At 68.6% G+C, this 22864-nt stretch carries 17 protein-coding genes and 1 pseudogene; 13 read left to right on the plus strand and 5 right to left on the minus strand.

Annotated elements, in window-relative coordinates; all coding sequences use genetic code 11:
• The first annotated feature begins 403 nt into the window (after positions 1 to 403).
• The 7 genes from DESTE_RS10575 to DESTE_RS18435 all read left to right on the plus strand — a co-directional run bounded on the left by DESTE_RS10575 (position 404) and on the right by DESTE_RS18435 (position 8576).
• Complete coding sequence (locus tag DESTE_RS10575; protein WP_245590806.1) at positions 404 to 2269, plus strand: SulP family inorganic anion transporter; 1866 nt, start codon at positions 404 to 406, stop codon at positions 2267 to 2269.
• The gene (locus DESTE_RS17240) at positions 2266 to 3414 is read left to right on the plus strand and encodes a hypothetical protein (RefSeq protein ID WP_051384421.1); all 1149 of its coding nucleotides are present in this window, start codon (positions 2266 to 2268) and stop codon (positions 3412 to 3414) included. The genes DESTE_RS10575 and DESTE_RS17240 overlap by 4 nt, the downstream gene beginning before the upstream one ends.
• Positions 3415 to 3681: 267 nt before the next feature.
• Positions 3682 to 4776, plus strand: coding sequence for a tRNA dihydrouridine synthase (locus tag DESTE_RS10585; RefSeq protein WP_035067509.1), 1095 nt, complete (start codon positions 3682 to 3684; stop codon positions 4774 to 4776).
• Entirely contained in the window at positions 4773 to 5618 is an 846-nt protein-coding gene (gene ispH / locus DESTE_RS10590) for a 4-hydroxy-3-methylbut-2-enyl diphosphate reductase (RefSeq protein ID WP_035067511.1), read from the plus strand. The genes DESTE_RS10585 and ispH overlap by 4 nt, the downstream gene beginning before the upstream one ends.
• Before the next feature lie 39 nt (positions 5619 to 5657).
• Positions 5658 to 6608: a chemotaxis protein gene (locus tag DESTE_RS10595; protein WP_035067513.1), complete on the plus strand. Its 951-nt coding sequence runs from the start codon at positions 5658 to 5660 to the stop codon at positions 6606 to 6608.
• 319 nt (positions 6609 to 6927) lie between these two features.
• A complete protein-coding gene (locus DESTE_RS18430) occupies positions 6928 to 7815 on the plus strand; it encodes an aminotransferase-like domain-containing protein (RefSeq protein WP_245590807.1) in 888 nt (295 codons plus the stop codon).
• Positions 7815 to 8576 (plus strand): aminotransferase-like domain-containing protein, encoded by a 762-nt coding sequence (locus tag DESTE_RS18435; protein WP_245590808.1) that lies wholly within the window; start codon positions 7815 to 7817, stop codon positions 8574 to 8576. Before DESTE_RS18430 ends, DESTE_RS18435 begins: the two co-directional genes overlap by 1 nt.
• 120 nt (positions 8577 to 8696) lie before the next feature.
• Here the strand turns inward: DESTE_RS18435 and DESTE_RS10605 are convergent, their stop codons facing one another.
• The 3 genes from DESTE_RS10605 to DESTE_RS10615 all read right to left on the minus strand — a co-directional run bounded on the left by DESTE_RS10605 (position 8697) and on the right by DESTE_RS10615 (position 12504).
• On the minus strand, positions 8697 to 9065 hold the full coding sequence (locus tag DESTE_RS10605; protein WP_035067515.1) for a pyridoxamine 5'-phosphate oxidase family protein: 369 nt from the start codon (positions 9063 to 9065) through the stop codon (positions 8697 to 8699).
• Positions 9066 to 9282: 217 nt separating this feature from the next.
• On the minus strand, positions 9283 to 10524 hold the full coding sequence (locus DESTE_RS10610) for an RluA family pseudouridine synthase (RefSeq protein WP_035067517.1): 1242 nt from the start codon (positions 10522 to 10524) through the stop codon (positions 9283 to 9285).
• Between the two features lie 318 nt (positions 10525 to 10842).
• Positions 10843 to 12504, minus strand: a complete 1662-nt coding sequence (locus DESTE_RS10615) for an FG-GAP repeat domain-containing protein (protein ID WP_035067519.1) — start codon at positions 12502 to 12504, stop codon at positions 10843 to 10845.
• A gap of 457 nt (positions 12505 to 12961) precedes the next feature.
• On the opposite strand from DESTE_RS10615, the gene DESTE_RS10620 reads away from it, so the two are divergent.
• Positions 12962 to 14272: an NOL1/NOP2/SUN domain family protein gene (locus DESTE_RS10620; RefSeq protein WP_035070153.1), complete on the plus strand. Its 1311-nt coding sequence runs from the start codon at positions 12962 to 12964 to the stop codon at positions 14270 to 14272.
• A gap of 144 nt (positions 14273 to 14416) precedes the next feature.
• Here DESTE_RS10620 and DESTE_RS10625 read toward each other — a convergent pair whose 3' ends face one another.
• Entirely contained in the window at positions 14417 to 15346 is a 930-nt protein-coding gene (locus tag DESTE_RS10625; RefSeq protein WP_245590809.1) for a 3'(2'),5'-bisphosphate nucleotidase CysQ family protein, read from the minus strand.
• 279 nt (positions 15347 to 15625) lie between these two features.
• Here DESTE_RS10625 and DESTE_RS10630 point away from each other — a divergent pair, with 279 nt between their 5' ends.
• Positions 15626 to 16348, plus strand: a complete 723-nt coding sequence (locus DESTE_RS10630; RefSeq protein WP_245590810.1) for a C40 family peptidase — start codon at positions 15626 to 15628, stop codon at positions 16346 to 16348.
• Positions 16349 to 16568: 220 nt separating this feature from the next.
• Here the strand turns inward: DESTE_RS10630 and DESTE_RS10635 are convergent, their stop codons facing one another.
• Positions 16569 to 16856, minus strand: coding sequence for an HU family DNA-binding protein (locus tag DESTE_RS10635; RefSeq protein WP_035067521.1), 288 nt, complete (start codon positions 16854 to 16856; stop codon positions 16569 to 16571).
• Positions 16857 to 17121: 265 nt separating this feature from the next.
• Here DESTE_RS10635 and DESTE_RS10640 point away from each other — a divergent pair, with 265 nt between their 5' ends.
• From DESTE_RS10640 to DESTE_RS10655, 4 genes and pseudogenes are all read left to right on the plus strand, one after another.
• On the plus strand, positions 17122 to 17841 hold the full coding sequence (locus DESTE_RS10640) for a MerR family transcriptional regulator (protein WP_051384422.1): 720 nt from the start codon (positions 17122 to 17124) through the stop codon (positions 17839 to 17841).
• A gap of 610 nt (positions 17842 to 18451) precedes the next feature.
• On the plus strand, positions 18452 to 20740 hold the full coding sequence (locus DESTE_RS10645) for a vitamin B12-dependent ribonucleotide reductase (protein WP_035070161.1): 2289 nt from the start codon (positions 18452 to 18454) through the stop codon (positions 20738 to 20740).
• A gap of 185 nt (positions 20741 to 20925) precedes the next feature.
• Positions 20926 to 21615, plus strand: a pseudogene (gene ftsE / locus DESTE_RS10650) (cell division ATP-binding protein FtsE); the annotation flags it as partial.
• A gap of 170 nt (positions 21616 to 21785) precedes the next feature.
• Positions 21786 to 22679, plus strand: a complete 894-nt coding sequence (locus tag DESTE_RS10655; protein ID WP_035067525.1) for a cell division protein FtsX — start codon at positions 21786 to 21788, stop codon at positions 22677 to 22679.
• Positions 22680 to 22864 lie beyond the last annotated feature (185 nt).

Consider the following 22864-nt stretch of genomic DNA (forward strand, 5'->3'; position numbering starts at 1 on the left):
GCGGCGGCATGTACGGCGCGGTGACGGAGCGGCCGCGGAACCGGCCATGGCCAAAAACCCGTCACGGGCGGAACCGGCCGCCACACCCCCCACCCATCCCCCTGGCCCGGCAACCGCGCTGGACACAAGCCCCCTTCGAAGGCATCTTGGGGGCATGCTCGGCACCCCCATGCATTCCGGCGGGGGCGCCCCCACTCTCTACGGTGAGATCATGCCCGACACACCCGCGCCCGATACACGAAATACGCCCCACGCCACCGGCGGCCCGGCAGATGCGGACGCCCCCGGCACCCCCAGTTCCCCAGGCCCCGGCTCCCCCACCCCACCGCCACCGCCGCCTGGCCAATCTGGACATTCTGGGCAATCTGGCCCGACGCCCCCTCCCGGCGGCCCGGCCTGCCCGGTGCCCCCGCGCGGCCTGGGCGACAAGCTGCTGTGCGCCGCCCTGCCCTTCGTGGAAAGCCTGCGCGGCTATTCCATGCAGGCCTTGCGGGCCGACGTGCTGGCCGCGCTGACCGTGGCCGTGGTGGCCCTGCCCCAGTCCATGGCCTATGCGGTCATTGCCGGGGTGCATCCCAAATACGGGCTGTACGCGGCCATCGTGCCGGTGATCGTGGCCGCCCTGTGGGGGGCCTCGCGCTACCTCATCGCGGGCCCCACCAACGCCATCGCCATGCTGCTCTTCGCCACCATGGCCGAAACCGTGGTCAACGGCGCACCCCTGTCAGCCCTGCCGGAAGAAACGCGCATGGCCTACGTGTTCGGCGTGGCCATCCTGGCCGGGCTGCTGCAGGTGGTCATGGGACTCGCCCGGCTGGGCGAACTGGTGCACTTCATCTCCCATTCGGTGATGGTGGGCTTTACCGCCGGGGCGGCGGTGCTCATTGCCGTGGGGCAGCTCAAGAACCTGCTGGGCGTCAGCATCGGCAACGCGCCCTCGTTCGTGGAACTGGTGCTGTCCACCCTGCGCCACCTGCCCCAGACCAACCTGTGGGCCTTGGGCACGGGATTGTTCGCCATGGCCGTGGCGCTGGGCATCGGGCGGGTGCATCGTCGCCTGCCCGCCGCGTTCCTGGCCGTGACGGCGTCAGGCCTGGCCGCGTGGGCGCTGGACCTTGGCGCGCACGGGGTGAAGGTGGTGGGGGCCATCCCCGCCGGTCTGCCGCCTTTTTCGCTGCCGCCCGCGCCCGACGCGCAGGTGATGCGCGACCTGTTCATGCCCGCCCTGGCCATTGCCCTGCTGGGCGTGGTGGAAGCGCTGTCCATCGCCAAGACCCTGGCGGGCGCGCGGGGCGAACAGGTGGACGGCAGCCGCGAATTCGTGGCCCAGGGGCTGGCCAACATTGCCGCGGGGTTCTTTTCCGGCATTCCGGGCAGCGGTTCGTTCACCCGCAGCGCCGTCAATTTCGTGGCCGGGGCGCGCACCCGCTTCGCCGGGGCGCTTTCCGGGGTGATCACCCTGCTGGCGGTACTGCTGCTGGCCCCGCTGGCCTCGTACATCCCCATCGCCGCGCTGGCGGGCATCCTGATGATCATCGCCTGGGGCATGATCGACCGGCACGGCATCGCCCTGGCGCTGCGCGCAACCCGCGCCGACCGCATGGTGCTGCTGACCACCTTTGCCGCCACCCTGCTGCTGGACCTGGAAAAGGCCGTGTTCGTGGGGGTGCTGCTTTCGCTGGTGCTGTTCCTGCGCAAGGTGTCGCACCCGCTGGTGACCCGCATGGACACCTGCGACAGCCCGGAATTGCAGGGGCTGCCCGTGGGACCGTGCTGCCCCAACCTGGCCGTGTATTCCATAGAAGGCACGCTGTTCTTCGGGGCCGTGGATGAACTGGAACAGCGCCTTTACGAGTACGAGGACTTCGGCCACCGCGCGGTGATCCTGCACCTGCGGCAGGTGCACTGGGTGGACGCCACCGGGGTGCACGCCTTCCAGCAGTTTCTGCACAAATGCCAGCGGCGCGGGGTTGCCCTGGTGCTGAGCGGGGTGAAACCCGCCGTGCGCACGGTGTTCGAACGCTCCGGCCTTGTGCCGCAACTGGGCGCGGACAACATGGCGGAAACCCTGACCGACGCGCTGGCCCTGTGCTACCGCCGCTACCTCAAGGGCGCGGTATGCGACGCCTGCAAGGCGTCCAACCTGGGGCGCTGCCGCCGCGAACATCACGCCGGGGGCGGGGCGAATGGCGCGGAGGGCGCGACAGGGGGCCCGGATGCCCCTGCGTCCCTGCCGGATGCCGCTACTGATGGAGAGCCCCGGACATGAGCGAGCGCATCCGCCACTCTCCCGGCACCGGTTCCGCCGGACTGTCCGGCGGCTTTGGCGACCGGCAAGGGGCCGGGCACGACCCGGAACGCGCGGCCCGCTTCCGGCGTGCGCACCGCCCCGGCGACACGGTGCGCGGCACCTTCCTGCGCCCGGCGGCGCAGTCTGCGGCCTTTGCCGGGCCGGGGGCCCACAGTGGCGGACTGGGCTGGGCCGACATCGATGGACAGACCCTGCTGGCCTCCATGCCCGCCTTTCCCCAGCCCGGCACGGAACTGCTGTTCCGGGTGGAACGCACGGAACCGGACATCGTGCTGCGCCTGCTGGCGGAAGGCGAAGGCGCTGCCGTGGCGCCCCCGTCACCCGCCCGGCTGGCGGCGGAGTATGCCGCCGCGCGTGACCGGCTGGATGCCCGGCTTGCCGACACGCTGTTCGCGGAGTGGACGGCATGGACGGCGACGACCGCGCCGGATATGGGGACCGAACCCGCCGCGGCTGCATCCGTGAAACGGAGCAGTTCCCCTGCCCTGGCCACCGCCGCCGCCCGTCACGCAGCCTTTGCCGCCCACGTGGCCCCCGTACGCGACGACACGGAAACCACCGCGCTGTTCCTGGCCTGCCAGCGTGCCCGGCTGGCCCTGCTGCCCGTGCTGCGCGCGGCGCACCCCGGCGTTGCGCTGCTGCACCTGCCATGGCTGTGTCCCCCGGCCCGCGCGCTTGATTGCGCGGTGCTGCCGCCGTCACCGGACGCCACGGGCGGCGGGCTGGTCAAAATCCTGCTGGGCGGGATGATTGACCCGGCCTGTTCCGTCGGCACGCCAGACAGCCCCACTGGCGGCGCACCGCCCCTTTCCTCGTCCCTTGCTCCGTCCCTTGCTCCGTCCCTTGATGCTCCGGGGCGCTTCCTGCTGCACGGCCTGCTGCGGCCCGCCACCCCGCAGGCTCCGGCCCGTCTGGCCTTCCGGATGATGTCGGAGCATCCCGACGGGCTTGATGCGTTGTTGGCCCCGTTGGCTGAGGGCCTGTCCGGTAACGGCACCATCGAAATCGCCCTGCTGTCCACCGGCCCACTGCCCGCCGGGCCGTCCGACCCGCTGGGGCTGCTGCTGGCCGCGCTGCACGGCGGGTCCGGCCTGCTGGCCTGACACGGGGGGTACCGGCAACGCCCTTCCGGGAAGGCTCCGCCTCCCCGAACCCCACCGGCAAAAGGGCCGCGCCCCTTTGCAAACCCTTTCATGGGAATGCCCCGTATCCGGCATGCGTCCGCCCTGGCCCACAAATCCCCTGACACGGGGGGGGTGCGGGGGCGTTGCCGCCCGCCCGCCGGAGGCGTACAAAACCCCTTCCCGCCCCGTTCATCACAAACCGACCACCCCAACCCGCCCGCCATCCGGCGCGCCGCCGCACCCCGCATGACCGACACCGCCTCCGCCGCCCCCCACCTGGCCCTCCACCTTTCCGGGGCCCCGCCCCTGCGGCCCGACGCCCCGTGGCTGGCCCCTCTGGCCGGGTATTCCGACCTGCCCTTCCGCCTGCTGTGCCGCGAGCACGGCGCAGCCGCCTGCTGCACCGAAATGGTCAGCGCCAAGGGCTTGCTGTACCACAGCCCCGGCACCCGCGACCTGCTGGCCACCACGCCAGAAGACGCCCCCCGCAAGGATGCGCCCCTGATCCTGCAGCTGTTCGGGGCCGACGCGGACATCATGCGCACGGCCATGCCGGGGCTTATGGAACAGGGCTTTCGCTGGTTCGACCTGAACATGGGTTGTTCGGTGCCCAAGGTGGTCAAGACGGGCTGCGGATCGGCCATGTCCCGCGACAAGGACAACGCCCTGGCCGTGGCGCGGGCCATGGTCGAGGTGGCCGGAGAAGGTCGGGTGGGCTTCAAGATGCGGCTGGGCTGGCAGACGGGCGAGGAAACCTGGCGTGAAATGGCCCTGCGCCTGCAAGACGCGGGCGCGGGCTGGATCACCCTGCACCCCCGCTTCGCGCGGCAGGGCTTTGGCGGCGAGGCGCGCTGGAGCGCCCTGCGCGAGCTTGCGGCCACGCTGACCATACCGGTCATCGCCAGCGGCGACCTGTTCACGGCGGCGGACGCGGTACGCTGCGTGCGCGAGACCGGCGTTGCCACGGTGATGTTCGCGCGCGGGGCCATGAACAACCCCGCCATTTTCGAGGAATACCGGACGCTGCTGGCCGGGGGCCAGCCCCCGCCGCCCGACGCGGACCGGCTGAAGGCGCTCATCCGCCGCCATCTGGAACTGGCCCTGGCCCATTCCGGCGAACGCACCGCCCTGCTCAAAATGCGCACCTTCGTGCCGCGCTACGTGCGCCACATTCCCGGCGTGCGGGCGCTGCGCAACCGGCTGGCCTCGTGCCTGGACCGCGACCTGCTGGAAGAACTGCTAGAAACCCACCTGACGCCGCAGGCGTTCGCGGAAAACGGCGACGGTGCCGACCCTGCCGACGCGACCACCACGCAACCCGATGGAGATGTCCGGCCATGAAGATCATTCGCGCCCGCACGGCGGGCTTCTGCATGGGGGTCAGCCTGGCCCTGCGCAAGCTGGACCGGGAAGTGACCGAAAACAACGCCCCCATCGCCACCCTGGGCCCCATCATCCACAACCCGCAGGTCATGGCCCACTACGAGCAGCGTGGGGTGCGCTGCCTGCGCGACACCGCGCAGGTGATCCCCGGCCAGCGGGTGGTCATCCGCGCGCACGGCATTCCCGTGGCCGAGGAAGCCGCCCTGAAGGCCACCGGGGCCACGGTGGTGGACGCCACCTGCCCCAAGGTCAAGCGGGCCCAGCTGGGCATTGCCGAGGAGCGCGCCCGGGGCGGCACCCTGCTGCTGTTCGGCGAGGCCGACCACCCGGAGGTGCGCGGCCTTTTGTCCTACGCCGGGGAAGGGGCCATGGTCTTCGGCTCGCTGGACGAATTGAAGGGGCTGGCCCTGTGCGACGGCACGGACTATTTCCTGGCCGCCCAGACCACCCAGGACCGCGCGGCCTTCGAAGACGTGGTGGCCTGGCTGCGGCAGCGCCTGGGCCGCGAGATCCCCGTGTTGCAAACCATCTGCGACGCCACCCGCAAACGCCAGCAGGAGGCCGTGGACATTGCCCGGCGGGTGCAGGCCATGGTGGTGGTGGGCGGCTTCGACAGCGGCAACACCCGGCGACTGGCCGACGTGGCCCGCGCGCAGGGGGTGTTTACCGTGCACGTGGAAACCGTGGACCAGCTTCCTGTCGACGAGTTGCGAAAAAAATCAGTCATCGGACTAACGGCCGGGGCCTCCACGCCGAAAAGTCTTATTGACGCCGTGCAGCGATTCCTTGAATCTCTGTAGATACGTTTCCATCGACGCGCCGCACCAACGGAGGGGGCCATGTCCCAGACCAACATCCTGCTCGAAGCCGGAACCAACGAACTCGAAATCGTGGAATTCCACCTCGAGGAAAGCTCCACCGACCCCGCAACGCCCAATTACCGGGGCTACTACGGGGTCAACGTGGCCAAGGTTCTGGAAATCATCCGCATGCCCAAGGTCACGGGCCTGCCCGAGGTGCAGCATCCCTCGGTGCTGGGAGCGTTCAACCTGCGCTCGCACATCATCCCGCTGGTGGACCTCAGCCAGTGGCTGGGCAAGCAGCGCACCGAAAGCGAACCGCCCAAGGTCATCGTCACCGAATTCAACAACGTGACCACGGCGTTCATGGTGTCCGGCGTCAACCGCATCCACCGCATCAGCTGGGAGGAAGTGGAACCGCCGAACAGGTACGTGGCGGCGCTGTCCAACAACTCCATCACCGGCGTGGTCAAGCTGGAAGGGCGGATCATCTTCATCCTGGACCTGGAGAAGATCGTGGCCGACCTGAACCCCCAGCTGGGCCTGCGCCTGGACGAGGCCGTGGACTGGTCGGCCAACACCCGCTACCGCGCCCTCATCGCCGACGACTCGGGCCTGATCCGCGAAATGCTGAAGGACCTGATGCAGAAGGCCAACTTCGAGGTGGAGGCCGTGAACAACGGCCGCGAGGCGTGGGAACGGCTGGTGGAACTGAAGCGCAAGGCCGAACAGGAAGCGCGGCGCGTTACCGATTACGTGCAGGTGCTGGTTTCGGACATCGAAATGCCCAGCATGGACGGCCACAACCTGTGCAAGCAGGTCAAGGAAGATCCCGCGCTGAAGGATCTGCCCGTGGTGCTGTTCTCGTCGCTGATCACCGACAAGCTGCGCCACAAGGGCGAGTCTGTCGGGGCCGACGACCAGATTTCCAAGCCCGAGGTCACGGCGCTGGCCAAGCGCTGTCTGGCGCTCATCGAGGCCGCCAAGTAGCCGACGGGACACGGACCGGCATGAACCTTCGGGGGCGGTGCGCCATGCGGCGTGCCGCCCTTTCTTGTGGGGCGCGGATCGTCAGCCCTGTTCGCCCGACGCTGTTCGCTGTACACTGGCGCGGATGCCGCCGGGACGATAGCCAAGGCGAAGGCGGTGCTTCGGACCATCAGCAGGACAGGCCGAGGCGAGCCGGGTCAGGACAAACCAGGCCAGATCAGGGCAAGCTCAGGGCCAGCTCAGGGCAAAATCAGGACGAAGCCGGCGCGGGCTACCGCACCCGCCAACGCCTTCTCCCGCACCGGGAAACGAGCGCACCATGTTCATTCTGAACCACGACGACAGCGTCCCGCTGTACGTACAGTTGTACACCCAGATCAGGGACCGCGTGCTGACGGGTGAACTGCCCGCCGGAACCCGCCTGCCCTCCGTCCGGCATCTGGCCGACGAGCTTGGCGTCAGCCGCAACACGGTGGATACCGCCTATCTGGAACTGATCGCCGAAGGGTTTCTGCTCACCCGCCCCAGAAGCGGCTTTTTCGTCGCGCCCGTGGAGCGGCACCAGGCCTTGCGCGCGGACCCGAACGGAGTGCCGGAAACACGTTCCGGGCCCGCCGGAATCGTCCCGCGCAAGGAATGGCCCCATGCACACAGCGAGGCCAGTGACAGGTTGCATGACGGGGCATCGCCATCTCCGTACCGGTTCGACTTCCACCCCGCCCGGCTGGACCCCGCATGCTTTCCCCTGCCCCTGTGGCGCACCTATACCCTGGAATGCCTGCGCGAAGCCCCCCGCGACCTTGCCGAATACAACCACCCGCAAGGCGATCCGGAACTGCGCCGGGCCATTGGCGATTATCTGCAACGCTCGCGCGGGGTGGTCTGCACCCCGGACCGCGTGATCGTCTGCGCCGGGTTGCAGCACAGCCTGGAGATCGTGGCGGACATCATGACTGCCATCGCCGCCACCGCGGCGCCTGCTCAAACCGCCCAGACCGCCCAGACCGCCCGGGGTGCCGCAAGGCCGCTGGTGGTTGGCGTGGAGAACCCCGGTTACCCCCTGCCGCAGGCCGTGTTCCGCAACCGGGGCATTGCGGTGGTTCCCATTCCCGTGGGGCCGGAGGGCATGGACGTGGACGCCCTGGCGCAAAGCCCCTGCACGCTGGCCTACGTCACGCCGTCGCACCAGTTCCCCCTGGGGCCGTGATGCCCGTGCGCAACAGGCTGCGGCTCCTCCACTGGGCCAGGACGAACGGCAATGTCATCATCGAGGACGACTACGACAGCGAACTGCGCTACGCGGGCACGCCCGTTCCTTCCATGCAGGGGCTGCATCCGGATCGAACGGATGGACCAGACAGGCCGAATGGGCCGGGCATATCAGAGGGGCCAGACAGGTCGGACGGGGTCGTGGTCTACACGGGCACCTTCTCCAATATCCTCTCCCCCGCCTTGCGCATAAGCTACATGGTGCTGCCGCCCGCATTGCTGAAGGTTTACCGGCAACGCCACCGCCACCACCACGCCATGGTCCCCCTGCTGGAGCAGCGGGTACTGGCCCGGTTCATGACGCACGGCCACTGGGACCGCCACGTGCGGCGCATGCGCACCGTGTACCGGCAACGCCACGACGCCATGTTGCGCGCCATCGCCTCCCATTTCGGCGAACGTGCCACCGTGATCGGGCATGGGGCGGGGTTGCACGTGGTGGTCCGGCTGCACGGCTGCGATGCCGACGAACGGGAACTGGCCATCCGGGCCGGGCGCGCGGGCATTTACCTGCTGCCCTTCTCCGAAACCCGGCTGGCGGCCGGCCCCGAAGCGGTCCGGGGCGACGGCCCTGCCCATTCCCCAGCCTGTTCCAATGACGGTCCCCTGCTGCTGCTCGGCTTCGGCGGCATGGCTCCCGACGACTTGGAGCAGGGCGTCGCGCAACTGCACCACGCCTGCTTTCCCCCGTCCCGATGAAACGGCACGGGGCCGGGCGATACACGCCCGGCCCCGCCGGAATTTCGCAACTGTCTGGTCGCACCGTCCGGCGCAGGCAATCGCAGATGCAGGCCAGCCCCTTCAGGCAGGCTCACCCGGCTACAGGGTCTGCTCCACCGATGCCACGGTGATCACCAGGGCCGCGCGTGCCCACTTGAACCGGGCGATGGACTCGAAATCCGGGCCATCGGTGCGGAACGCCGCGGTGCCCCGGATCAGGAAACCCGTGCCAGGGCCGTTGCGCCCCGCCACCTTGCGGCTGCCCAGGGTCATCAGCACCCGCTCGTCGCGGGCAACGTTGGCTTCGGTCTTGCGCATGCCGCCCACGGGCGCCACGATGCGGTTGCCGTCCAGCACCTTCAGGTAGCTGTTCCAGGTGTTGACGAGGTGCGGTCCGTCCTCCCCCTGCGTGGCGATGGCCACGACGCCTTCGTTCTTCAGCACTTCGAAAAAAGTATCCGGCAGCATGTTGCTATCCTCCCGTGCGGTGGTTGTGCGCCATGCAGCGCGGCCCGACGCAGTCCCGGCGGAAGACTCCGGCAACTGCCCCGCCGGGCGCATTCGCGTGGCATGCCCACCGTTGTACGGGGAAACGAAAGAGGCAACAGGTGCAGTTTTCAAAAATCCGGCGGGGGCAGATGCCCGGCGCCATGGATGCCCATGGGTGCTGCTTCGTCGGCCTGCGTTAGAGCAATTCTCCCTCATCCACCCGCCAGCGGTCCGCCCAGTCCGGCAGGGCCGTGAAGGATTCGCCGTCAGGCAGGGTCAGCCGCACGGCGTGCAGCAGCATGCCCTGACCGCAGGCGGGGCCGCCGTACTTGCGGTCACCCATGATGGGATGGCCGCGTTCCGCAAGCTGCACCCGGATCTGATGGGTGCGGCCGGTGTGCAGGCGAACCAGCAGCAGCGATGCCGCATCGCCGCGCCGCAGGGGGGTTACGGTGCAGGCAGCGTGGCGGCCCAGGTCATTACGAGACGCCGCGTGATCCGCGTCATTACGAGACGCCGCGTGATCCGCGTCTTGGCCGGATGCCGCGCGGAGCGCATCTCCACCGGCGGGTGCCGCAGCCCCCCCGCCCATCCGGCTCACCCGGCGCACCTTCTGACGGCCCGGGGCGCCCTGCTTCTCCAACTGATCGTGCAGGGTCAGTTCCCCCTCGTGGGCCCAGCGCCCCGCCACCCAGGCCAGATATTCCTTCACCAGCCCCTCCCGTGCCGCAAAGGCGTCGGACAGCGCCCGCAGCCGGGCATAGCTGGTGGCCACCAGCAGCAGGCCCGAGGTGTCGCGGTCCAGCCGGTGCGCGGGCGTGGGCAGAAAGTCCGCCCCGGCGTACTGCGCGGCAAGTCGGGCGGTGACGCAATCCGTATGGCCGGTGCCCGGCTGCACCGCAAGCCCTGCAGGCTTCAGCAGCACCAGCAGCCCTTCGGCGCGGCCCACGACGGGCAAGGGCGATGCCAGAATTTCCGGGCGCGAGGAGTATCCCCGTTCCAGGCTGTTGACGACGTCTGATTTTTGGACGCCTCCGGCGGCCAAGGGGCTGCCGCCCCTTGGAGCCCCATGCCTTGCATTCGCGCAATGCGCAGGGGACACGGATAAACATTTTGGGGCGAAGGGCCCCCCCCCTCGAAAGAATTCGGACTCGTCCGCAGGCTGGCGGGGGGCGGAGCCCCGCTCCTTTGCCCCGCCCGCATCTGCCGACGTATCCAGCATCGCACCCTCTCCGCCCGCCATGGCAAAGGGCGGCACGCGCACCACGTCACCCTCGGCCACGCGATCAAAGGGCTTGCAGCGCCCCCCGTTGATGCGCACCTGCCCGGTGCGCACCCAGCGCTGGATGGCCGACTGCGGCGCGCCGCAGCGCCGTTGCAGGTACTGCACCAGCTTCTGTCCGGCCTCTGCGGCGGTGACCACGAGTGGTTCTGCCATGGATGGATTCCGTAGGTTGAAAATTGCGGCGGCGTGCCCACACCGGGTGGCGGCGGCGAAATCGGGGGCTCCGCTGACCTCCAGCGACCGGGCAGCACAGGCCGACACGATACGGGGCGGCAGCGTCACGCGGGCAGCCCTTGGCGCGCTGCTACGAAAACGCCCGGCGGGTGCTTGGGCATCCCGCCGGGCGTGGTCATCGGGCAACTGGGCGCAACCGGGGGCAACCGGGGGCAACCGGGGGCGAACTGGGGGCGAACTGGAAACGAGCCGGGGCAGGAGGCGCTCCCGCCGTGGGAAGCCCAGCCCGAAACCGGGTTACTGCTGTTCGCTCTCGGTCTTGTCCGGCGCCGTGTTGGGGTCGGCCTTGGACAGGTCGAGGGGATAGGCCAGCAGCATGGTCTTGCGGCTTTCCAGGCCCAGGGCGCCGGGGTGGGTGTTCACGCACAGCACGACGTCGGTCACGCCGTCGTTGTTGAAGTCGCCCACGGTGAAGTCGGCCACGGAACCCTTGATGCGGCGGGTCTTCCACTGCAGGTTCAGGCCCACGCCGTCCCAGTACAGGGCGTGGATTTCGCCCTGCGGGAAGAAGCGGTACCGCTCGAAGAACTGCGCCGCGGTGGAGATGGGCCGGTTGACCAGCAGTTCCCAGTTGTCGTCGCGGTCCAGGTTCACGGCGTACATGCGCAGCGGCACGAAGTAGATGTTCTTCAGCTGCACGCGGTCCTTGCCGAGGCCCGGCATGGAGGGTTCCTCGGGGATGCCCTTGGACGAACCGGAGTAATTCTCGTCGGTTTCGGACAGACGGGCGCCGCGGTCGGTGTGCACGCGCAGACGCTCGTTTTCGGTCAGGATCACGCACTTGTCGCCTTCACCCTTGCTGCCGGGCAGGTAGGTGAAGTTGAACACGTTGGCGCCTTCGGGCAGGTCCAGGCGCTTGCCCGTGACCAACTGGTCGCCGGACTTCAGCAGTTCGTGCACGCCGGGCTTGAACAGGCGGGGGTTGTCGCCGCGCTGGCCGATGAGCGTGGGAATGTAGTCCGGGGGCAGCTTTTCCACGTTCAGGTAGAAGCGCACCCGGCGCATCACTTCGGTGAACTGGCCGCCCTTCCAGTTGAGGATGAACGATTCCGGCTCGCCGTCGTTGTTGTACGCGCTGACGACGATTTCCTTCACGCCGTCGCGGTTCCAGTCCAGGGTGCGGATGTTCAGGCATTCGACCAGGCCCGGCGAACGGTATTCGCCCATGGGCACCAGGCGGCCGTTGTCCCAGCGGTAGGCGTAGACGGCGTGGTCGTCCAGCATGAGGATCTCGTTCTTGCCGTCGCCGTCAAGATCGTCCACCACCATGCCGATGGCCGAATAGTTCAGCGACTGGCTGCGGATGCGGCTGTCGCCTTCGGGTGCGCCCGCGTAGCGGAACTGCGGGTTCAGATAGACCTGCTGGGGCTGCGTCTCGTTGTGCACCAGCTCTGGGTTCATCTGGTTGACCGCCTTGGGCGCGGCATTGGCGCCACCTTCGCCGGGGCGCTTGAACACCTCGGCGTTGATGGAATCGGCCACGCCCTTCAGGGCGGGGATGAGCCCGGCCACCTTGGCGTTGGCCGACTTGGGCCATTCCTTGCCGTCACGGTCGCGCACGCGCACGTCCAGGCTGCAATCCTCGCCCACCACGGTCACGCTGCCCCACACGGCATAGTCCGCACCCAGCGAGGCCTGGGCGGCCCTGGCCTGGGTTTCGGTTTCCGGGGGGGTGATCTTGGCGGAAGCTTCCTTGGAAACGGGATGGAAGTTGTCCTTCCAGTACAGACGCGAAGTGAGCATCTCGGGGATGGCCCGTTCGAGATACTTGTAGCCGGCAGGGCCGTTGACCTTGAACGGCAGCACGGCGAAGCTCTTGGGGGCCGGTGCGGCCATGGCGGTGGCGGCGGAAAGCAGCAGGGCAAGCACGAGCGCCGCCGAGCGCATGAGCAGTTGCATCAGGTTCTCCTTGGTTCAAGGGCGCATCCCCGCGCGCATCCCGGAAGGGGAAGGGGGATTGCCTTGGCGCTGAACGCTCTCATAATATCTCTTGATGGCCGAAGCAACCATAAGGTAGGAGCGGCGCTGGGCCGTCCGCCTCTGGTCGCGTTTGCGGGAAAGGGACGAAGCAGCCCCGCGCCCGGGGGTGGGTTGCGGGCCGCGCCACCGCCAGACCGCGCGGGCGGCGCGCCCTTTGCCGCCGTGGCTCCGCCCAAACGGCGCTGCCCCCATGTTGCCCCCAGATTGCCCCCAGCCAGGTTGCCCCAGATTGCCTCAGGTGCCGTCGGGCAAAACGCATCGGCCCCAGTATCGGGCACCGTGCACCAGCTTCGTTGCCCCCGTGTGTCCGTCCCGTTTCCGCGTGTATCACGGCATGCGCCACGCAGCCTTCATCAATCACATTTCCCCCAACGCCATGACCGCACCCGCCGCCCGTTCCTTCCGCATCGTGTGCCCGCCCGGCCAGGCGCCCCTGGTAGAGGCCCTGCTCCGCGCCCAGGGCTACGGCTTCGAACCGGAGCCGTTCTCCCCCTGGTGCCGCCGCCTCACCGAGGAACCGCGCCCCCTGGGCGGCAGCCTGGCCGCGTTCTTCGGGCTGATCTACATCCAGGACCGCTCGTCCATGCTGCCCCCGCTGGCGCTGGCCCCGGAAGCCGGGGCCGCCGTGCTGGACATGTGCGCCAGCCCCGGCAGCAAGACGGGGTTCCTGGCCCAGCTGGTGGGGCCGCACGGCTTGGTGGTGGGCAACGAACCCAACCACACCCGCCTCGCCACCCTGCGCCAGAATCTTTTCACGCTGAACCTGCTCAACGCGGTGACCTGCTCGCACCCCGGCGAAGCACTGCCCCTGCCCGACGGTTCGTGGACGCGCATCCAGCTTGACCCGCCGTGCTCCGGCTGGGGCACGGTGGAGCGCAACCCCTCGGTGCTCAAGCTGTGGCAGGGCGACAAGGTCAAGCCGCTCATCGGCATCCAGCGGCTGCTGCTGGCCGAGGCCGCGCGGCTGCTGGCCCCCGGCGGACGGGTGGTGTTTTCCACCTGCACCACCAACGTGCACGAGAACGAAGCGCAAGTGCTGCACGCCCGCGACGAACTGGGGCTGGAAGTCGTGCCGCTGGCCCCGCCGCCGGGCTTCGTGTTTGCCGATCCGGAACTGCCCGGCTGCGAGGGCACCCTGCGGGTGGACCCGGAACGTTCGGGTGCGCAGGGATTTTTCATCGCCTGCCTGCGCAAGCCCGGCGGACACGGTGACGCGGGCCCCCTTGCCCACTGCCCCTCCCTGCCCGACGCCGACCGGGTACGCGCCGACGCCCTGCCCGCCTCGGACTGGCCCGACACCGGGCTGGACCCGGCCCTGCTGCCCGATGGCGTGGTGGCGCCCTTTGGCGACACCGCCTACTTCCTGCCCCGTCCAGCGCTGGAGCGGCTGCCCGCCGCATTGCGGTGGCGCGGCTACCCGGTGGGCAAATGGGGTAAGGACGGCATTCGCCCCTCGCCCCGGCTGCGCACCCTGATGCCCCTGCCGCGCCCTGCGGATGCGGAACGCCACGCTGACGGTGACATCGCCCTGCTGCACATGGACGACCCGGCGGACATCGCCGGGCTGCTCAGCGGGCGCAGCATCGACGCCCCCCGCAACGCCACCGCCGCCCTGCTGTACTGGCGCGGCCTGCCGCTGGCGCGGCTGCGCGTGAAGGGGGGGCGGGCCTTGTGGGCCGAGCGTTAAGGCCGCCCCGGTTCAGTAGCACCCCCCGGACGCAGCACGCGAAAAAGGGCGCACCTTGCGCCCGTTCACTTCACATGCGTTCCCCACGCACGGCGGCTCAGCCCGCCCGGCTCCGCAAATTCAAACCGCAATGCCGCACTACGCTCAATCCCGCGCGTTCCGTCCTTCATCGCAAGCGGCAGGTCCGGCATTGCAGGCGCCCGGCGCGCAGGCGGAAGGCCCCACCGCAAGAATGAACTCGTTGCGCAAGTCCGGCTTGTTGTAGGCCAGCGGCGTGCCGTCCAGCAGGGTGACCGTGCCGCCCGCCCCTTCCAGCAACGCCTGGCCCGGCGCGGTATCCCACTCCCAGGTAGGGTGCATGCACGGAAAGACGTGCGCCACTCCCTCCGCCACCAGGCAGAATTTCAGCGGCCCGCCCGCCTGCATGCGCCGGTGCGGAAACAGCCCGGCGCGCAGCCTGTCCTGCGTCGCCGTGTCGGACGGCACGGGCACGGGCGCGGGCGCGCCGGGACGTCCCGGAAACGCCGCAGAGCAAATGTCCGCATGCGCGGCCAGATAGGCGTCCAGCCGGGGGGTGCGGCGCACCCGGCCCTGCATCACCGTGGCCCGTTGCGGAAACACCCGCGCGGCGCGCACCGGCTCCGGCGGGGCGTCGTGTTCCAGCCGCCACGCGCCGCAGGCGCGCCCGCCGAACCATGTCACCCCCAGGGCGGGAAAATGCAGGATGCCCGCCGTGGGGCGCCCCCGCTCCACCAGGGCCATGCACACCGCAAAGTCCCCTTCGCCGTTCAGGAAGCCGCGCGTACCGTCCAGCGGGTCCACCAGCAGAAAGCGCGGCCAGCCCGCACGCTCGGCATGCGGTGGGATGCGCCCTTCCTCGGACAGCACGGGCAGGCCGGGCCGCAGCCGGGCCAGTCCTTGGGCCAGCACGGCCTGCGAAGCTTCGTCCGCCTCGGTGACCGGAGAATCGTCGGCCTTGCGGCGGGTGCGCGGGGCGGCCCCGCCGCACCAGTGCAGGATGGTCCGGCCCGCCTCGATCACCAGGGGCAGCAGGTCGCGCAGGGGAAAGGACACGACGGAGGGCTGAACGCCTGGGGACGTGGCGGGCGCGCCCTCGGGCTGGGCCGCGTTGTCGGCGAGATCAATACGGCATGGACGGGCTGGGGGACGGGCTGGGGCGTCGGCGCAAGTGTCCGCAGGCACGGCCAGCACATCCGGCATCGCGCCCGGACATCCGTGCCCCGCCGCACAATTTCGTGCGCCCGCGCCATCGCGGCACTTATCGCGTTCTCTCCGCTTCCCGTCGGCCATCACGCCTCCGCATGCATGGGCATTTGCAGGATTTCGTGCTACATGGCGGCCATGCGCCCCGCACACTCCGCCGGTCTGAACCGGCGCGCGCACCCTGCCATCCTCGCCACCGCCGCTCCGCACCATGCCGGAATGCGCGGCGCATCCCATTGCGCCCGTCGCACCGGCCACGCCCCTGCCGGTCAACAGCCCGCCAATCGGATCGCCAACCGGGCCGCCGCCAGAAGCACGGCACGGCTGGCCGCGCTGACCGTCCTGCTGTTGTCCGTTGTGGCACTTGCGGGCTGCGCGGGCAAGCAGCAGATCGCCATCCCCCAGGAAACACCGCAGCAAATCCGCCAGCAAGCCCCTGCCGCGCCGTCGCAGGCGCTGGTGCGCACCGCCCGCTCCGCCCTGGGCGTGCCCTACCGCAACGGTGGCCGCACCCCGGCGGAAGGGTTCGACTGTTCGGGCTTCGTGTGGTGGACGTTCTACCAGCACGGGGTGAACCTGCCGCGCACCACCGAGGAGCAGGCCGCCTGCGGCAGCCCGGTCCCCCCCGGCAACGAACTGCGCCCCGCCGACATCATCGTGTTCCGTACCGGGTCAGGCCCGCTGGGGCTGCACACGGCCATCTACACCGGCGGCGGGCAGTTCGTGCACAGCCCCAAGCCCGGTGGCGCCGTGCGCGAGGAAAGCCTGACCGTGCATTACTGGCAGCGCGCCTTCATTGCCGCCCGGCGCATCTTCCGCCCGGCGGACCAGCCTGCAGCCAGCCAGCCCTGAATTCCGTCTGTCCCGCCCCAGCCCGGCCCGACGCAAACCCGGCTCCCCCCCCCCCGAATCCGCGTATCCTGCCCCCGTTCACCCTGCGCCGCCCGCCGTCACCGACGCAACCCGCAGAACCATGACGCCACACGCCAGGCATCCCCAACACGCCAGGCATCCCCAAAGAAAACGGCCGCACCCCGAAGGATGCGGCCGTTCGCGTCCGGACGCGTGAATGCTACGTGTTCAGGCCTTCGACCAGGGTCTTGGCGGCCATGAACTTCACGGCCTTGCGGGCCGGAATGGAAATGCTCTGACCGGTCTGGGGGTTCCGGCCCGTGCGGGCGGCCCGCTCGGTGACCGAGAACGCGCCCACGCCGGGCAGACGCACGCCAGCGCCGTTGGCAACGCCATCGGCGAGCACGCGGCAGAACGCGTCATACGCCTTTTCGGCGCTCACCTTGGTCACGAACACATCGGGCAGCGCCTCTTTGAGGGCGGCAACAAATTCAGCCTTGGTCAACATCAGGATGTCCTCCTTGCGCTATGCGGATTTCCCCCCGTAACCAAACCACGGTCAGCATGTCCCACCCTATGCAGTGACCTCGTTTTCTTGTCAATCGTTTCACGGCCCGCAAACCAAGGATTCACGCGGTTTTCCCCTGCCGCCCCCCGTTCTGTTGCGCTTGGTTCGCATTGCGTATAGGAGAAATGATGCACACGGCCCCAGAGCAACAGGCATTGCGCACCCCCAGGACTGCGCATCCGCCACAACGCCACGGGAGCGCACCATGCCAAGCCCCCTGCCGCGCGATTCCGCACAGTCCGCGCAACCGTCCGACGACGGCCTGCTGACCATCGCCGACATCGCCCGCCGCCTTGCCCTGCCGGAATCCACCGCGCGCTACTACTGCAAGCGCTTCGCGGCATTCATGCCCACTGTGGGCGATGGGCGCCGCCGCCGTTACCGCGCGGATACCCTGACCATCATCGAAGCCATCATCGAGGCCATGCACACCGCCCGCACCGCCAGCGCGGTGGAGGCCATCCTGGCGCGACGCTTTCCCCGCAATGCCGCCGCCCAGCCCGCACCGCCCCGTGGCAACGCTGCGGACGGCACTTCCGCAACAGCCCGCACCGCAAGCGCCGCGCCCCAGCAGGTACAGCCGATACCCGTACCGGACGGCGCCCCTGCGGTTCCGCCGGTGCCCATGGGCGGCGTGGAACCGGGGCATGCGTTGTACGCGCTCATCGAACACCAGACCCGCGCCCTGGACACCATCGCCGCCGCACTGTCCACCCTGGCGGCCCGGCAGTCGGCCATCGACCTGCTGGCCGACCTGGCCCGCACCGCCGAAGGCGAGGTGGGCACCATCCGCAAGGATGTGGAAACCCTGCGCCTGCTGCTGGATTCTTCCGAAAAGATTCACCAGCAGGACCTGGACCAGTTGCGCGACTGGCTGGGCCGGGTCATCGCCGACCGGCGGCAGCGGGTACGCGACCAGGTGTAGTAGATATAGCCGGGCGCGGCGGCACGGCCCCCACCGCCCGCGGTCGGCATTCCCTCCGTGCGGTGCCGCACGGAGACGGGTGCGCGGCACCACCCCATGGGGTCCGGGCCAATGACCGCGCCCAGGCCCCCCCGTCCGCCATGCGCGTCAGTCCGCCACGCCCGGCGGGGCGCCTGCACCGCATGCAGGCCGCACGGGGGGGGGGGTGCAGCGGCGCTCCTCATCCCCCCGAAGGTTCCGGACACCGCTCCTCCGTTCCCCCCGCCCCCACATTTCGCTGCCTTGCCAACCTCCTGTTTTCCCCACCCGCCCCTTTCGCGCATCTTTTTTTCCGCCCGATATTCCGGCGCATTATGTCGTATTACGAAATGCCAGCAAATTGTCATATCGTACGTCCGCCCTGTAGCCGCGCCACCTTGCCGCCCCCGCGCAGTGATTGTGGAAAAATTCTAGAGTCTGGATTTTCCCGTTCCGGCGGGTTACACCCCTGTGTGGTCACAACTGCACCCACGAAAAATTTCCCATTCCAATTCAACGAATTACAAAAACATCATCGGAAAACAGCCACATGACAGCGCCAGCGAACCAGCCCCTGCCCACCCCGCCCGCCATGCCCGAAGCCCTGCCCGACGTGGCCCTGAACCCCAACGCCAAGGTCGTGCTGGCCAAGCGGTACTACCGCAAGGGCCCCGACGGCACCCCGCAGGAAGACGCCCGCACGCTGTTCTGGCGCATTGCCGGGGCCATTGCCGCCGAGGAAGGCAAGTACAAGAAGTCGCCCTACAAGGCCGACGCGCTGGCCCGCGAATTCTACGACCTGATGACCGGCTGGAAATTCCTGCCCAACTCGCCCACCCTGATGAACGCCGGCACGGAGCTTGGCCAGCTTTCCGCCTGCTTCGTGCTGCCCGTGGGCGACTCCATCGAGGAAATCTTCGACGCCGTGAAGCACGCCGCCATGATCCACAAGTCCGGCGGCGGCACCGGCTTTTCCTTTTCGCGCCTGCGGCCCAAGGAGGCCCGCGTGGGCTCCACCGGCGGGGTGGCCTCCGGCCCGGTGTCCTTCCTGCGCATCTTCAACACCGCCACCGAGCAGATCAAGCAGGGCGGCACCCGGCGCGGGGCCAACATGGGCATCCTGCGCATCGACCACCCGGACATCATCGAATTCATCCGCGCCAAAGAGCGCGACGGCGAATTCAACAACTTCAACCTGTCCGTGGGGCTGACCGAAGCCTTCATGAAGGCCGTGGAGGCCGACGAGGAATACGACCTTGTCGCCCCGCACTCCGGCCAGGTGCGCGAACGGCTGAAGGCCCGCAAGGTCTTCGAGATGCTGGTGCAGAAGGCCTGGGAAAGCGGCGACCCGGGCATCGTGTTCCTGGACCGTATCAACCGCGACAACCCCACCCCCAAGCAGGGCGAGATCGAATCCACCAACCCCTGCGGCGAACAGCCGCTGCTGCCCTACGAGGCCTGCAACCTGGGGTCCATCAACCTTTCCGCGTTCTTCGTGCCCGGCACCCCCTCTGCCCCCACGGCGGCCACGGCCAAGGACGGCAGCCTGCCGCATCCCTCGCCGGAAAAGGCCGTCGACTGGGCGGAACTGAAGCGGGTCATCCACCTTGGCGTGCGCTTTCTGGACAACGTCATCGACGCCTCGCGCTTTCCGCTGGAGCGCATTACCGAAACCGTGCACCGCAACCGCAAGATCGGCCTTGGCGTCATGGGCTGGGCCGACCTGCTGTACCAGTTGGGCATTCCCTACGACAGCCAGGAAGCCATCGGCCTTGGCGAACGCGTCATGCAGTTCGTGCTGGACGAGGGCCGCGCCGCCTCCAAGGTGCTGGCCAAGGAACGCGGGCCCTTCCCGGCCTATGCGGAATCGACCTTTGCCGAACGCGACATGGGCCCCTACCGCAACGCCACGGTGACCACCATTGCGCCTACCGGCACCCTGTCCATCATTGCCGGGTGCTCGTCGGGCATCGAACCGCTGTTCGCGCTGTGCTTCTCGCGCAACGTCATGGACGGCGAACGCCTGGTGGAGGTGAACCCCCACTTCGAGGCGGCCCTGCAGGACACCGGCAGCCACAGCAAGAAGCTGATGGAAGCCGTGGCCGAAAAGGGCACCATCCAAGCCATGGACCACCTGCCCGAAGACCTGCGCCGGGTATACGTGACCGCCATGGACATCGCCCCGGTGTGGCACCTGCGCATGCAGGCCGCCTTCCAGAAGTACACCGACAACGCCGTGTCCAAGACCGTGAACCTGCCCAACTCCGCCAGCATCGACGACATTCGCGCCATCTACTGGATGGCCTACGAGCAGGGCTGCAAGGGCGTCACCGTGTACCGCGACGGCTGCAAGTCCGTGCAGGTGCTGTGCACCGGCGAGGGCGAAAAGAAGGACGAGGGCAAGGACGACGGCGACCACAAGAGCGCCGTGCGCCAGCGCCCGGACATCGTCTACGGCTTCACCCAGAAGGTGCCCACCGGCCTTGGGGCCATGTACCTGACCGTCAACGAGGCCAACGGCAAGCCCTTCGAGGTGTTCGCCACCATCGGCAAGTCGGGCCGGTCCATCACCGCCAAGGCCGAGGCCATAGGCCGTCTGGTGTCGCTGGCCCTGCGCTCCGGCGTGGAAGTGCGCGACATCGTCCAGCAGCTCAAGGGCATTGGCGGCGAACACCCGGTGTTCCAGAAGAAGGGCCTCTTGCTGTCCATCCCCGACGCCATCTCGTGGGTGCTGGAAAACCGCTACCTGAGGGGCGAACTGCCCCCCCACGGCCCGGTGAACGAACTGGACAAGCAGCGCTGCCCCGATTGCGGCGAGGACCTGGTATTCCAGGAAGGCTGCTACATCTGCCCCGGCTGTGGCTTTACCAAGTGCGGGTAGGAAAAATCAGGCAAGAATAACCGGAGGAAGAAACCTTTTGGAAAAGGTTTCTTCCTCCGGACCTCCATCTTCCAAAACTTTTCATTTGGGCTCTCCCCCCATATTTTTCATCCGGTCACGCCCCACGCCTCTCCTGTCCCTTGCCCCTTGCAAAGTCGCGCGGGCTTTGCTTTGATGCGGCCAGCATGCTCAAGGTCAGCCACCTGTCCCATTCCTTCGGCACCCACTGGGCGCTGAAGAACGTGTCCTTTTCGCTGGAAAAGGGCGAATTCCTGTTTCTTTCCGGGCCTTCCGGCGCGGGCAAGACCACGTTGCTGCGCCTTCTGCACGGGGCCTTGCCGGTACAGCGCGGCGCGGCGTCCGTCGCGGGCTTCGACCTGACGCGCCTTTCCGGGCGCACCGTGCCGCTGTTGCGGCGGCAGGTGAGCGTGGTGTTTCAGGATTTCAAGATCCTGCCGGAGCGCAGCGTGTACGCCAACGTGGCCCTGCCGCTGGAAGTGCGCGGCCTTGCGCCGCAGCACATCGGGCGGCGGGTGCGCGCCGTGGTGCGTGCGCTGGGGCTGGAAAACCGGCTGGACACGCCCGGCGGCGAACTTTCCGGCGGCGAGCAGCAGCGGGTGGCCGTGGCCCGGTCCATCGTGGTCAACCCGCAGGTGCTGCTGGCCGACGAACCCACCGGCAACCTGGACCCGGAACTGTCGCTGCGGCTCATGGACATCTTCATGCAGTTCCACGCCTACGGCACCACCGTGGTGCTGGCCACGCACAGCCCGGAACTGATCCGCCGCCACCCGGACGCGCGCCTGCTGCGGCTGGACGACGGCATGATCACCCACGCCAACTGGCCGGGGGGCGAGGTGTTTCGCTGCGCCGACGGCGGCCTGCATCTGGGCGACGGGGGCGGCGGGGACTACGGGCGCGGGGGCATGGACCCTTGCGGGCTGGACGCGCCGGGCATTCCCGGAACATCCCGAAATTCGGGCGCTTCGGGCGACGACACCGGCTCCGATGGCCCCGGCAATCCCGACGGCAGGCTGTCACTCTGATGCGCACCTTCTTCCGCCTGCTGGGCCGTGGCGTGGCCGACCTGTTCCTGCACCCGTGGGCGCAACTGCTGTCCATGGCGGCGGTAACGCTGGTGGTCTTCCTGTCCGGACTGCTGCTGATGGCGCTGGCCACGGTGGACGCCGAACTCAGTGCCTCGCGCGGGGAAACGGTGTACCAGGTGTACTGGCGCCCCGGCACGGACATGACCCACGTGCGCGGCCAATGGGAAGAACTGCGCCACATGCCCTGGCTGGCCAGTCTGGAAACCTACAGCCCCGACGAAGCGCTGACGGCGCTGGCCCGCCGCATGGGCGAGACGGGTGGCCAGGCCACCGGGCTGGACATGGGTTTTCTGTCCGGCAAAAGCCCCTTGCCGCCTACGGCCCTGCTGACCTTTGCCCCGCGCGAGGCCGACCCCGAAAAGTGGACCGCCGAAACCCAGGGTTTTCTCAAGGCCATGCCCGGCGTAGAGCGCGTGGCCGCATCGCCCCTGCGCGACGAACTGGGCAAGGCGTGGCGTTCGGCCAGCCGCTTCGTGATCTGGCCCACCGTGGGCTTTCTGGGCGTGGTGCTGGCGCTGGTGGTGGGCAACACCGTGCGGCTCACCCTGTCCACCCGACGGGAAGAAATCGAAATCCTGCAACTGGTGGGGGCGCGCAACGGGTACATCCGTCTGCCCCTGATGGTGGCCGGTGCGCTGCAAGGCCTGCTGGGCAGTGGCCTGGCCTGCCTGCTGCTGCTTGTTGTCCACTGGCGCTACCGCACCGCGCTCAACGTGCCGCCCCTGCTGCTGGAACTGCGCCTGCCCCCGCCGGAACAGGCCGCCCTGCTGCTGGCCGTGCCCGTGCTCATGGGCATTCTGGGCAGCTGGATTGCCGTCCGCAGCCGCTAGGGGTACATGTTTTTCAGAACCCAAGGCACTTTCGGGGGAAGGGGAGAAGGCCCTTTTGGAAAAGGGCCTTCTCCCCTTCCCCCGGTCCCCCATCCCCTCATCCCCAAAACTTTTTATTTGGGTTTACGCCGTTCGTTCACAGCTGCCTCAAAATCTTCATCACCCCGCCAACACTTCATACTTTG

This window comes from Nitratidesulfovibrio termitidis HI1 (genome assembly GCF_000504305.1).
Taxonomy (GTDB): domain Bacteria; phylum Desulfobacterota; class Desulfovibrionia; order Desulfovibrionales; family Desulfovibrionaceae; genus Cupidesulfovibrio; species Cupidesulfovibrio termitidis.

What these genes read in the sequence shown, in the direction of transcription:
- DESTE_RS17240 (WP_051384421.1), top strand. Translation starts at nt 2,266, where the DNA reads ATGAGCGAGCGCATCCGCCACTCTCCCGGCACCGGTTCCGCCGGACTG.
- DESTE_RS10585 (WP_035067509.1), top strand. Translation starts at nt 3,682, where the DNA reads ATGACCGACACCGCCTCCGCCGCCCCCCACCTGGCCCTCCACCTTTCC.
- ispH (WP_035067511.1), top strand. Translation starts at nt 4,773, where the DNA reads ATGAAGATCATTCGCGCCCGCACGGCGGGCTTCTGCATGGGGGTCAGC.
- DESTE_RS10595 (WP_035067513.1), top strand. Translation starts at nt 5,658, where the DNA reads ATGTCCCAGACCAACATCCTGCTCGAAGCCGGAACCAACGAACTCGAA.
- DESTE_RS18430 (WP_245590807.1), top strand. Translation starts at nt 6,928, where the DNA reads ATGTTCATTCTGAACCACGACGACAGCGTCCCGCTGTACGTACAGTTG.
- DESTE_RS18435 (WP_245590808.1), top strand. Translation starts at nt 7,815, where the DNA reads ATGCCCGTGCGCAACAGGCTGCGGCTCCTCCACTGGGCCAGGACGAAC.
- DESTE_RS10605 (WP_035067515.1), bottom strand. Translation starts at nt 9,065, where the DNA reads ATGCTGCCGGATACTTTTTTCGAAGTGCTGAAGAACGAAGGCGTCGTG.
- DESTE_RS10610 (WP_035067517.1), bottom strand. Translation starts at nt 10,524, where the DNA reads ATGGCAGAACCACTCGTGGTCACCGCCGCAGAGGCCGGACAGAAGCTG.
- DESTE_RS10615 (WP_035067519.1), bottom strand. Translation starts at nt 12,504, where the DNA reads ATGCAACTGCTCATGCGCTCGGCGGCGCTCGTGCTTGCCCTGCTGCTT.
- DESTE_RS10620 (WP_035070153.1), top strand. Translation starts at nt 12,962, where the DNA reads ATGACCGCACCCGCCGCCCGTTCCTTCCGCATCGTGTGCCCGCCCGGC.
- DESTE_RS10630 (WP_245590810.1), top strand. Translation starts at nt 15,626, where the DNA reads ATGGCGGCCATGCGCCCCGCACACTCCGCCGGTCTGAACCGGCGCGCG.
- DESTE_RS10635 (WP_035067521.1), bottom strand. Translation starts at nt 16,856, where the DNA reads ATGTTGACCAAGGCTGAATTTGTTGCCGCCCTCAAAGAGGCGCTGCCC.
- DESTE_RS10640 (WP_051384422.1), top strand. Translation starts at nt 17,122, where the DNA reads ATGCCAAGCCCCCTGCCGCGCGATTCCGCACAGTCCGCGCAACCGTCC.
- DESTE_RS10645 (WP_035070161.1), top strand. Translation starts at nt 18,452, where the DNA reads ATGCCCGAAGCCCTGCCCGACGTGGCCCTGAACCCCAACGCCAAGGTC.
- DESTE_RS10655 (WP_035067525.1), top strand. Translation starts at nt 21,786, where the DNA reads ATGCGCACCTTCTTCCGCCTGCTGGGCCGTGGCGTGGCCGACCTGTTC.